This window comes from Halomonas sp. SCS19, assembly GCF_040147015.1.
GTDB classification, from domain to species: domain Bacteria; phylum Pseudomonadota; class Gammaproteobacteria; order Pseudomonadales; family Halomonadaceae; genus Halomonas; species Halomonas litopenaei.
Genome location: NZ_JAMSHN010000001.1, coordinates 41,222 through 52,823 on the forward strand (window position 1 = coordinate 41,222; position 11,602 = coordinate 52,823).

10 protein-coding genes are annotated in these 11,602 nt (G+C 64.5%); 9 read left to right on the forward strand and 1 reads right to left on the reverse strand.

The window, feature by feature from the left end:
- Positions 1-50: 50 nt before the first annotated feature.
- From NFH97_RS00110 to NFH97_RS00120, 3 genes are all read left to right on the forward strand, one after another.
- Positions 51-413: a hypothetical protein gene (locus NFH97_RS00110; RefSeq protein ID WP_349624169.1), complete on the forward strand. Its 363-nt coding sequence runs from the start codon at positions 51-53 to the stop codon at positions 411-413.
- 745 nt (positions 414-1,158) lie between these two features.
- Positions 1,159-2,931 (forward strand): type I secretion system permease/ATPase, encoded by a 1,773-nt coding sequence (locus NFH97_RS00115; protein WP_349624171.1) that lies wholly within the window; start codon positions 1,159-1,161, stop codon positions 2,929-2,931.
- On the forward strand, positions 2,928-4,244 hold the full coding sequence (locus tag NFH97_RS00120; protein WP_108132754.1) for an HlyD family type I secretion periplasmic adaptor subunit: 1,317 nt from the start codon (positions 2,928-2,930) through the stop codon (positions 4,242-4,244). The genes NFH97_RS00115 and NFH97_RS00120 overlap by 4 nt, the downstream gene beginning before the upstream one ends.
- Positions 4,245-4,318: 74 nt before the next feature.
- Here NFH97_RS00120 and NFH97_RS00125 read toward each other — a convergent pair whose 3' ends face one another.
- Positions 4,319-5,209 (reverse strand): substrate-binding domain-containing protein, encoded by an 891-nt coding sequence (locus NFH97_RS00125; protein ID WP_349624172.1) that lies wholly within the window; start codon positions 5,207-5,209, stop codon positions 4,319-4,321.
- Between the two features lie 158 nt (positions 5,210-5,367).
- On the opposite strand from NFH97_RS00125, the gene NFH97_RS00130 reads away from it, so the two are divergent.
- The 6 genes from NFH97_RS00130 (at position 5,368) to NFH97_RS00155 (ending at position 11,592) form a co-directional block, all read left to right on the forward strand.
- Complete coding sequence (locus NFH97_RS00130; protein WP_349624173.1) at positions 5,368-6,066, forward strand: ABC transporter permease; 699 nt, start codon at positions 5,368-5,370, stop codon at positions 6,064-6,066.
- Positions 6,063-6,788 carry an ABC transporter ATP-binding protein gene (locus NFH97_RS00135; protein WP_045994994.1) on the forward strand — a complete coding sequence of 242 codons (726 nt, stop codon included), beginning with the start codon at positions 6,063-6,065 and terminating at the stop codon, positions 6,786-6,788. Before NFH97_RS00130 ends, NFH97_RS00135 begins: the two co-directional genes overlap by 4 nt.
- Before the next feature lie 50 nt (positions 6,789-6,838).
- Positions 6,839-7,681, forward strand: coding sequence for an ABC transporter substrate-binding protein (locus NFH97_RS00140; protein WP_349624174.1), 843 nt, complete (start codon positions 6,839-6,841; stop codon positions 7,679-7,681).
- Positions 7,682-7,853: 172 nt separating this feature from the next.
- Positions 7,854-8,357: a cupin domain-containing protein gene (locus tag NFH97_RS00145; RefSeq protein WP_045994996.1), complete on the forward strand. Its 504-nt coding sequence runs from the start codon at positions 7,854-7,856 to the stop codon at positions 8,355-8,357.
- 445 nt (positions 8,358-8,802) lie between these two features.
- On the forward strand, positions 8,803-9,972 hold the full coding sequence (locus NFH97_RS00150; protein WP_108132750.1) for an isovaleryl-CoA dehydrogenase: 1,170 nt from the start codon (positions 8,803-8,805) through the stop codon (positions 9,970-9,972).
- A gap of 12 nt (positions 9,973-9,984) precedes the next feature.
- Complete coding sequence (locus NFH97_RS00155) at positions 9,985-11,592, forward strand: carboxyl transferase domain-containing protein (protein WP_349624175.1); 1,608 nt, start codon at positions 9,985-9,987, stop codon at positions 11,590-11,592.
- The last annotated feature ends 10 nt before the right edge of the window (positions 11,593-11,602 follow it).

Sequence of the window (11,602 nt, forward strand, 5' to 3'; positions counted from 1 at the left end):
GCAGCAGGCGCGCCTGGTGCCGACGCCGGCGCTGCATCTACCGGGATACCTTGATCACCAGACCCTTGTTCCGATGCTTCCAGACCTGCACCGTCCTGCCCCGCTTCCACCTGGCCACTCGGGCCTGCGACTTCATCGTCACTGGCAGCCTCGGCGTCCTCGATAAGCACATCGAAGGCAGCACGAAGCCCGCCCAGAGCCTGCCCTTGCCCATCGAGGGCATCGATCACCATGGCCAGCTTGCCCGGTTGCGGCGTCGGCAGATGGTCAAACACGAAGGGCCGTTCGAAACGCTCGAAGACGCTTTGTGCGCCGGAAGCATCCTTCCAGGTCATCCGCACGGCTTCGACCGCGTCCCGCCATTGGCCAGGATGCGGTGCGACCACCAGATCATGCATCTCGAAATCTTTTGACCGAAATTCCGCCTTATCTGCCAGACGCTTTTGAAATGACTTTTGCCCACGGCTCACAAATGACATGGAAAACATGGCCTGCCCCCTGACGATTATTTTGGATAGTGATTGCCACCAACTGCCAACAAGAACTCATCGACTTTCTTCGAAGATCTCTCTCGCCGCTTTACAGTCCGCCCAGACGAATCCCCAACTTCCGCTGAGACAACAAACGAACCGGTAGCCAGAAAGAGATGGCTCTCTCTGATTCTATAACCCGACGGAGGTACATCAAGATTTTTTTGACAGCGCTAACCATGCGGAATAAACGGTAAAGAAACTCTCATCAACGGTGATCTATATCGTTGTTTTTACTTGTTTTATTAGATTATCAACCTCTCTAAATGCAGTATACCCACCACTCCAAAACCAAAAACAAGGCACCTTGAAGTCCAGCGTAACAACACTCCAACATGAGACTTTTATTATGCCAACATCGGATATATATTCAGATTTCCACTATTAAAAAATCAGAGATACAGCCCGCAGATAACTGGGGAATAAAATCCAAAGAATAACTAGGCAAAAGCCCCTGCAAAGTAGTTGCAAGGTAGAAAAAACCGCATAACATCTTTAGTCATTCGTCGTCCGCATTGACCCACGACATTCACCATCTACAGGCAAATAGCTCAGCAGCTTTTCAAGAAAAACGGCGCAATGTTCGCCAAACAAGAAAAATGACGTAACGTCCAGGGGGAGAGGGAAGATGTCTGCGGAACACAACGATCTGCGCAAGGTGCTGGCCTTCTGCCGGCGCAGCTTTGGCTATGTGGCTCTGTTCAGCCTGTTCATCAACCTGCTGATGCTGGTGCCGCCACTCTATATGCTGCAGGTGTATGACCGGGTGCTGACCACCCGCAGCCAGGAAACCCTGTGGATGCTGACTCTGGTGGTGGTGTTGCTGTTTCTGGTGATGGGTGGGCTCGAGCTGATGCGCTCACGCATCCTGGTCCGGGTCGGCAATCGCCTCGATGCGCTGATCAGTCCCCGGCTCTACAGCGCCATGTTCAAGCGCACCCTGTCGAGTCCCGGCAAGCCCTCCGCCCAACCGCTCAACGACCTGACCAGCCTGCGTCAGTTCCTCTCCGGCAACGGCCTGTTTGCCTTCTTCGATGCGCCCTGGGTACCGGTCTACATCGGGGTGCTGGCACTCTTTCATCCGTGGTTTGGGCTGTTTGCCCTGGGCGCCGGCGTGATCCTGGCCACCATCGCGGTCATCAACGAGCGTATGACCAAGCAACTGCTGACCGAGGCCAACGGTCGCCACGTACAGTCCCAGGACCTGGCCAACAGCAACCTGCGCAACGCCGAGGTGCTGCACGCCATGGGCATGCTGCCCGGGATCCAGGGCCGCTGGGCGGCGCGCCATCGTGAATACCTGGTGCTGCAATCCCAGGCCAGCGATCGTTCGGGCCTGCTGACCAATACCTCCAAGGTGCTGCGGCTGATGTTCCAGTCGCTGATCCTGGGCATCGGTGCCTTTCTGGTGCTCAGGGGCGAGCTGACCCCTGGCATGATGATCGCCGGTTCGATCCTGATGGGCCGCGCCCTCGCCCCCATCGACCAGATGATCAACGGCTGGAAGGGCTTTTCCGGGGCACGCACGGCCAAGGGACGACTCGAGGCGTTGCTCGACGAGGTGCCCGCCGATCCGCCGACCATGCCGCTGCCCCGGCCCCGGGGTCAGCTCAGCCTGGAAGGTGTCAGCGCCGCGCCTCCCGGCGTGCGCCTGCCGACCCTGACCAACATCGACCTCAAGCTTGCCAAGGGCGAACACCTGGCCGTGGTCGGCCCCAGCGCCTCGGGCAAGTCGAGCCTTGCCCGGGTGGTGCTCGGGCTATGGCCGGCTCAGCTTGGCTGCGTGCGCCTGGATGGCGCCGATATCAACAAGTGGGATCGCACTGCGCTGGGCCCCTACCTCGGCTATCTGCCCCAGGACATCGAGCTGTTCGACGGCAGCGTGGCCGAGAACATCGCCCGCTTCCAGGAGGTCGACCCCGAGCAGGTCGTGCGTGCCGCCCGCCGTGCCGGCGTGCATGAACTGGTGCTGAAGCTGCCCGAAGGCTATGACACCTATCTGGATCACGGCGGCACCGCGCTGTCCGCCGGTCAGCGCCAGCGTATCGGCCTGGCCCGAGCGCTCTACGGCGACCCCGCGCTGATCGTGCTGGATGAACCCGACGCCAATCTGGACGATGCCGGTGAGGCCGCCCTGGCCGAGTGCCTGCTCCAGCTGCGCCAGCAGGGCACCACCGCGCTGGTGATCACCCATCGCCAACGCCTGCTGAGCAACGTCGATCGTATCCTGGTGCTCAAGGACGGCCAGATCGCCTCGCTGACGCCGCCCCGCCGCAACACGCCGGCGGCCGCCGTGGCCACCGCTGGACGGCGCTCGCCCGGCGTCACCACCCTGCACCCCAGCGCCCGGGGGCGCTCCCCCGTCAACCGCCGCAGCGGCGGTGAGGAGACCTCATCATGAACAGCCCCTCCCCTTCCCAGGACGACCTGCCGCTGCAGGACACTCGCTATCGGCGCATGGGCCTGATCATCCTGCTGGTCGCCTTTGGCGGCTTCGGCAGCTGGTCGGTGATGGCCAGCCTGGCGGTCTCGGTGGTGGCTCCAGGCTCGGTGTCGGTAGAGAGCTTCACCAAGACGGTGCAGCATCTCGAGGGTGGCATCGTCGAGCAGATCCACGTCGAGGATGGCAGCCAGGTCGAGGCCGGCGCACCGCTGATCACCCTGGATGACACCCAGGCGATGGCCCAGAGTCGTATCGTCGAGACCGAGTACCTGATCGCCCGCGCCAGCGAAGTACGCCTGCTGGCCGAACAGTCCGGCGCCGAAACGCTGGTCTTCCCCCAGGCCCTGATCGATTCGGACAACGCCCGGGTACAGGCGGTGCTGGAGGTTCAACGACGGCTGTTCGAGGTACGCCGCGACTCGCTGGAGGGCACCCTGGCGGCGCTCGACCAGCAGATCCTCCAGCTCGAGGAGCAGATCACCGGCCTCGAGGAGACCCAGGTCATCACCCAGCGACGAATCGACTCCCTCAACGGCGATGTCGCCAACCACCGCAAGCTGTTTCGTGATGGCTTGATCAGCAGCCAGCGCATGCGCGAGATGGAGCGCGAGAGCCTGGAGTACCAGAGCGACAACGCTCGTCACGTCTCCGAGGTGGCCAGGCTCAGGGCCCAGATCAGCGAGAACACCCTGAACAAGCAGATTCGCCTGCAGGAGTTCCAGCAGCAGGTCGGCGAGGCGCTGCGCCAGGTGCAGGCCGAGGTGGCGGACGCTGAAGAACGCCTGGTGGCGCTGAACGATACCTTGAAGCGCACCCAGATCACCGCCCCGGTAGCGGGCACCGTGGTCGGGCTCAAGGTGCATACCCTGGGCGCGGTGGTGCGCGGCGGCGACCCGCTGATGGACCTGGTGCCCATGGGCGACGGCTTTATCGTCGAGGCCAAGGTGGCCAACCACGACGTCGACCATCTGTACCTTGGCCAACCGGCGGAAATCCGCTTCAGCGCCTTCAACCAGCGGCTGTCCAACGTCATCGACGGTGAGGTCGTCCACGTCAGCGCCAACAGTTTCGAGGACGAGGCGACGCGCCAGCGCTACTACAAGGTACGCATCCAGGTCACCGAACTCGGCGAGAAGGACATGACCGAGAATATGCGGCTGATGGCCGGCATGCCGGCAGAGGTGATGATCCGCACCAGCGAAAGAAGCTTCGCCAGCTATGTGGCGAAACCGATCGTGGACATGCTGGCCCGAGCGATGCGGGAAGAGTAACTAGTGAGACCGCCTTTTCACGCGACACCCTTGCGCGCGTGAAAGGCGGAACACCAAGGATCACCGACCTCGCATCAGGCGTTGAAGCGAATCGTCCCGATCCGCGACACCTCGTAGCCGCCAAGGCTTTCCGCCTGGTCCCGTAAACGCTCACCCCGGGCGAAGGCGAACAGCCGCTGCAGGGCATCGCTGAAATAGCTGCGTCGCCGCAACAGCAGGTCGAAGGACTCCTGGTGCAGGGGCAGGAAATGAAGCCCCTGGCGCCTTGCTGCGGCCTCCACACCAAGCCCAACGTCCGCCCTGCCCTGGGCAACGGCAAGCGCCAGGTCGTCCTCGCTTGTCGCCGGATGCTCCACCATATCCAGCCGCTCCATCTCGATGCCCTGCCGCTCCAGCAGCCAATCCAGCAAGCGGTGGGCGCCGGCACCCTCGGGTCGCCGACCGATACGCAGCCCCGGCCTTGCCAGGTCACCCAGGCCTTCGAGGCAAAGCGGGTTGCCCGGCGCCAGCATCAGCCCCTGGGTACGTCTGGCCCAGTGCACCACCACCAGGTCCCGCATGCCACCGAGGCCAAGCTCCGAGGGCACATTGTAGCGCCCCGCCCCGTCCAGCAGATGAGCACCCACCACCATGGCCTTGCCCGCCAGCAGCCGCTGGATGCCGTCGCCGCTGCCCAGGCAAAGGCTCGCCAGACCACAGCCGCTCTCGCGCATCGCCCAGTCCAGCAGCGGGTCCTGACTGCCGGCCATCACCTCCAGCGGCTCGGTCGCGGAAGATTGGTCCCCCTCCAGGTGGTTCATCAGCCACAGGTCGATGGCATGACGTGGAAACAGCAGTTTACCGGTGGCACGGGTGCAGGGAATCTGCCCCTGGCGGACCAGATCGTAGACCTTGCGTGGCTTCAACCGCAGATAGTCGGCCACCTCTGCGGTGGTGAGGTAGCGAGGCAGGACGGGTTCGACCATCGGGTTACCTCCAAAAGGTGTAGAGGGCCACTTTGCAGGAAGTGGTCTATGGCTGCATATTTTACAGCCATGGGGTGCGCGCCGCAGTAGATCATCACATCATGCCGGTAGACCGGAAAACGGCAAGCACCCGACGCCCCCAAATCGACCGAGACACGATGACCGACTCTGCCTTCCTTACTGCCCTTGAACTCGTCATCGGTCTGGACGCCGACCTGCTCGACGTCGTCGGGCTATCGCTGAAGATCTCGCTGACCGCTGTCGCCATCGCTGCCCTGCTGGCCTTTCCATTGGGGGCGGCGCTGGCGCTGTTTCGCTTTCCAGGCCGAGCCCCTCTTATCGTCACCCTCAATGCCCTGATGGGCCTGCCGCCGGTAGTGGCGGGCCTCGCCGTCTATCTATTGCTGTCCCGGGCAGGGCCGCTGGGTTCTCTGGGCCTGCTGTTTACCCCCACCGCCATGGTCGTGGCCCAGGTCATCCTGGTGCTGCCGATCCTGGCGGCCCTGACCCGTCAGAAGGTCGAGGAGCTCCACGGCGAGTACGCCGAACAGCTCGCCTCCATCGGGGTTTCTCGGCGGCGCCGTATTCCGACCTTGCTGTGGGACGCCAGGCTGTCGCTGATCACTGTGGTGCTGGCCGGCTTTGGCCGCGCCAGCGCCGAGGTCGGGGCGGTGATGATCGTCGGCGGCAACATCGACGGCGTCACCCGGGTCATGACGACGGCCATCGTGCTGGAGACCAGCAAGGGCAACCTGCCCCTGGCGCTGGGCCTGGGTATCGTGTTGCTGACACTGGTGGGGGTCATCAATGCATTGGCGCATCTGCTGGGCGAAGCGACGCGGAGGCAGCTCGGATGACCCATTTGACCCTTTCGGTGCCGGCCACGACGCCACGCCTGAACTTCGATCGCGTCAGCTACGCGTCCCGTGGGCAGACGCTGCTGGGGCCGCTGTCGCTGAACCTGGAGGGCCATCGCCGGACCCTGATCATGGGGCCCAATGGCGCCGGCAAGAGCTTGCTGATGCGCCTGGCCCATGGTCTGCTGCAGCCGACGTCGGGTCGCCTGGTGTGGGAAGGCGCGGCGCCACGCCAGGCCATGGTGTTCCAGCGCCCGGTGCTGCTCAGACGCTCGGCCCTGGCCAACCTCGAGTATGCCCTGGCGGTGCAGCGGGTGCCCCGGCGCCAGCGTCGCGAACGGGCCAGGGAGGCGCTGGCGCGGTTTGGTCTGGAGGCACTTGCCCGGCGACCGGCCAGGGTGCTGTCCGGCGGCGAACAGCAGCGCCTGGCGCTGGCCCGGGCCTGGCTGCTGTCGCCCGAGGTGCTGTTTCTCGATGAGCCCACCTCGGCCCTGGACCCCGCCGCCATTCGCGCCGTGGAGGCCGCTATCGGCGACTTTCACCGCCAGGGCGTACGCATCGTGATGACCAGCCATGACCTTCATCAGGCGCGCCGACTGGCCGACGAGGTGATCTTGCTGCACCACGGCAGGCTGGTCGAACAGAGCCCGGCGGCGACCTTCTTCGACGCCCCGGTCACCGCCGAGGGCCACGCCTTTGTCCACGGCGAGCTGCTCGATTGAGCGGCCTGCCCCATCCAGAAGTCCGATCAACCCACGCAAGGAAGGCCCCCATGACAAGATATCCAGACTCCGCTCCTGCCAGTGCTCTGCTCTCCGGCGCCCTGCTGATCGCCGGTCTGGCGGTGTGCGCCACCAGTGCCCAGGCCGAGGATCGCTTCATCACCCTGGCTTCGACCACCTCGACCCAGAACTCGGGGCTGTTCGACGCCATCATCCCGAGCTTTACCGAGGACTCCGGCATCGACGTCCGTGTAGTCGCCGTGGGCACCGGACAGGCCTTCGAGATCGCCAGGCGCGGGGACGCCGACAGCCTGCTGGTGCACGACACCGCCGGCGAGGAAGCTTTCGTGGCGGACGGCTACGCCACCGAGCGCGCCGACGTCATGTACAACGACTTCGTGCTGATCGGCCCGGCCGAGGATCCCGCAGGCATCCGTGACGCCGACAGCGCCGCCGAGGCGCTCAACCTGATCGCCGACAACGAGTCGCCCTTCACCTCCCGTGGCGACGACAGCGGCACCAACCGGGCGGAGCTGCGGCTGTGGGAGTCGGCGGGGGTCGAACCCGGCGGCGACTGGTACCGCGAACTGGGCAGCGGCATGGGGGCCACCCTCAACACCGCGGCGGGCATGGGTGCCTACGTGATGTCGGATCGTGCCACCTGGGTGGCCTTCGACAACCGTCAGGATCTCGAGCTGCTGTTCGAAGGGGACGAGGTGCTGTTCAATCAGTACGGCAGCCTCAAGCTGTCACCCGAGCGCCATCCGGAGCTCAAGCACGACCTGGCCGACCAGTGGCACGACTGGCTGTTGTCCGAGGCGGGCCAGCAGGCCATCGGCGACTTCGAGGTCAAGGGACAGCAGCTATTCTTTCCCAACGCCGACAGCGAGTAATCGCTGGCTTGCGCTGAAGCCGGCGGCCGCGCCCGAGGCAGCAACGTCAACTGACCGGGGTCGTAGCAGGGTCATATATCTCGGTCTAGGCTGATACGAGGATTGACGCGAGACGGGCGAAGGCACGCGATCGGCGTGCTTCGTTCGTCCCCATGACCGACAAGGACCCTCAATGCGAGCTCGCATCCTCTCTCTGTGCCACTGCCCGATCCCCCGCCAGGACCACCAGCACGGTGACAAGGTCGATGCCAAGATCATCAACCTGACGCCGGTGCTGGGCATGCGCGACCTCGGCTGTCGCCGAGTCACCCTGGCACCTGGCTGCCACGCCTGGCCTTTCCACTTCCATCACAACAATGACGAGATGTTCATCGTGCTCAAGGGCAAGGGCAGCGTGCGTCTGGGTGAGAAACGCTACCCCATCGTCGAGGGGGAGCTGATCGCGGCCCCCGCCGGCGACGCCGACTGCGCACACCAGATCATCAACGACTCCGACGAACCCCTGACCTACCTGTGTATCAGCAGCATGAACGCTCCGGACGTGATGGAGTATCCCGACTCAGGCAAGTTTGGTGTACTGGCCGGCAGCGCTCCGGGCGGCGACAAGGCCGAGCGCAGCTTCGAACACTACGGCATGCGCCAGGACGCGGTGGACTACTGGCAGGACGAAGGTTGATGGGACGGGCGTGCCTGGAGGCAGACGGCTCACCCTTGCCGTATCGCTCCATGCCTCGTGCCAGGCGCGCTTTCTCAGACGTTGCCGATCTCGTCCCTGAATCTGGCCTGGCATTGAACCACTGCCATTATCCTGATCTCGACCTGAACCGCACGGCCCCCCTGTTCACCCCATCGCCCTGACCCGAAGGCGTTGTCTGGCGCTTTTGGTGGCTACCCACTGCCGGGCACCTGCCGCTCGACTACCCGCACCTATCTACCAACTTTGGTCGCAAGCATCACAAGCTGCACTTTACGTTAACGTAAACCTTGCCTAATCTTCTTGTCATCCCGTGAACGCTCACCGCCTGCGGTGCCGTTTCACCTCGTCACCAACACCATCAATAAAGATGGTCCGGCCCCCTCCTGGCGCCGTATCGACCATCAAGGATGCCCCGGAGCCCATCATGTTCAGCCCCTATACGCCCCTCGATTTCGGCCTCGACGAAACCCTGGTCATGCTGCGCGACCAGGTCAATGCCTTCGCCCGCGACGAGATCGCCCCCCGCGCCGGCGAGATCGACGAGAAAAATGAATTCCCCGCCGACCTGTGGCAGAAGTTCGGCGACATGGGCCTGCTCGGCATCACCGTGTCCGACGAGGACGGCGGCACCGGCATGGGTTATCTGGCCCACTGCATCGCCATGGAAGAAATCTCCCGGGCCAGCGCCTCGGTGGGCCTGTCCTACGGCGCCCACTCCAACCTGTGCGTCAATCAGCTCAAGATCAACGCCTCCGCCGAACAGAAGGCCAGGTACCTGCCCAAGCTGATCTCCGGCGAGCACGTGGGCGCGCTGGCCATGTCGGAGCCGGGCGCCGGTTCCGACGTGGTGTCGATGAAGCTGCGCGCCCGCAAGGACGGCGATCGCTACATCCTCAACGGCAACAAGATGTGGATCACCAACGGCCCCGACGCCGACGTGCTGGTGGTCTACGCCAAGACCGATCCCGACGCCGGCTCCAAGGGCATGACGGCCTTTATCATCGAGAAGGGCTTTGCCGGCTTCTCCACCGCCCAGAAGCTCGACAAGCTCGGCATGCGCGGCTCCAACACCTGCGAACTGGTGTTCGAGGACTGCGAAGTCCCCGCCGAGAACGTGCTGGGCGAGGTCGGCAAGGGCGTGCGCGTGCTGATGAGCGGGCTGGACTACGAGCGCACCGTGCTGGCTGCCGGCCCCATCGGCATCATGCAGGCGGCGATGGACGTGGTGGTGCCTTACATCCACGAGCGCAAGCAGTTCAACCAGTCCATCGGCGAGTTCCAGCTGGTCCAGGGCAAGGTTGCCGACATGTACACCACCCTGAACGCCTGCCGCGCCTACCTTTATACCGTCGCCGCCGCCTGCGACCGCGGCCAGACCTCGCGCAAGGACGCCGCCGGGGTGATCCTCTACTGCGCCGAGAAGGCCACCCAGGTGGCGCTGGACGCCATCCAGCTGCTCGGCGGCAACGGCTACATCAACGAGTACCCGACCGGGCGCCTGCTGCGTGATGCCAAGCTCTACGAGATCGGTGCCGGCACCAGCGAGATCCGGCGCATGCTGATCGGGCGTGAGCTGTTCAACGAATCCAAGTAAGGGGAGCCGGTCATGGCGATTCTGGACACCAAGATCAACCCGCGCTCCGAGGACTTCCAGGCCCGGGACGCGGCCATGCGCGCCGAAGTCGGCAAACTGGCCGAACTGACCGCTGCCATCCGCCGTGGCGGTGGCGACAAGGCCCGTAGCCGTCACGAATCCCGCGGCAAGCTGTTCGTGCGCGACCGTATCGACCACCTGCTCGACGAGGGCTCGCCCTTCCTCGAATTGTCGGCGCTGGCCGCCCATGAGGTGTACGACGCCGAAGTGCCGGCGGCCGGCATCGTCACCGGCATCGGCCGCGTTTCGGGCGTCGAGTGCGTGATCGTCGCCAACGACGCCACCGTCAAGGGCGGCACCTATTTTCCGCTGACGGTGAAGAAGCACCTGCGCGCCCAGGAAGTCGCGCGCAAGCATCGCCTGCCCTGCGTCTACCTGGTCGACTCCGGCGGTGCCTTTCTGCCGCGCCAGGACGAGGTGTTCCCCGACCGCGACCACTTCGGCCGAATCTTCTACAACCAGGCCACCCTGTCGGCGGAGGGAATTCCCCAGATCGCCGTGGTGATGGGCTCCTGCACCGCCGGTGGCGCCTATGTGCCGGCCATGGCCGATGAATCGATCATCGTGCGCGAGCAGGGCACGATCTTTCTCGGCGGCCCGCCGCTGGTCAAGGCCGCGACCGGCGAGACCATCAGCGCCGAGGACCTGGGCGGCGCCGACGTCCATACTCGGATCAGCGGGGTCGCCGATCACTACGCCGACAACGACGCCCACGCCCTGCAGATCGCCAGGCGCTGCGTGTCCCGCCTGAACTGGCAGAAGCGCGGCGAGCTGGCGATGGCCGCTCCGCGCCCGCCCAGCCTCGACCCCGAGGAGCTCTACGGTATCGTCGGTACCGACCTCAAGAAGCCCTTCGAGGTGCGCGAGGTCATCGCGCGGATCGTCGACGGCTCCGACTTCGACGAGTTCAAGCGCTACTACGGCGATACCCTGGTCACCGGCTTCGCCCATATCCACGGTCATCCGGTGGGTATCGTCGCCAACAACGGGGTGCTGTTCTCGGAGAGCGCGGTCAAGGGCGCCCACTTCATCGAGCTGTGTGCCCAGCGCAAGATTCCGCTGGTGTTCCTGCAGAACATCACCGGCTTCATGGTCGGCTCGAAGTACGAGCACGAGGGCATCGCCAAGCATGGCGCCAAGCTGGTGACCGCGGTGTCCTGCGCCAAGGTGCCCAAGTTCACGGTGCTGATCGGCGGCAGCTTCGGCGCCGGCAACTACGGCATGTGCGGCCGCGCCTTCGAACCCAACCTTTTGTTCATGTGGCCCAACGCCCGCATCTCGGTGATGGGCGGCGAGCAGGCCGCCGGCGTGCTGTCCCAGGTCAAGCGCGAGCAGATCGAACGCGCCGGCGAGTCCTGGTCCGCCGAGGACGAAGAGGCCTTCAAGAAGCCGACCCGCGAACAGTACGAACACCAGGGCCACCCCTACTACGCCAGCGCCCGACTGTGGGACGACGGCGTGATCGACCCGGCCCAGACCCGCGATGTACTGGGCCTGTCGCTGGCCGCCGCGATGAATGCCGAGATCGAACATACGCGCTTCGGCGTCTTCCGCATGTAATGCCCTCAAG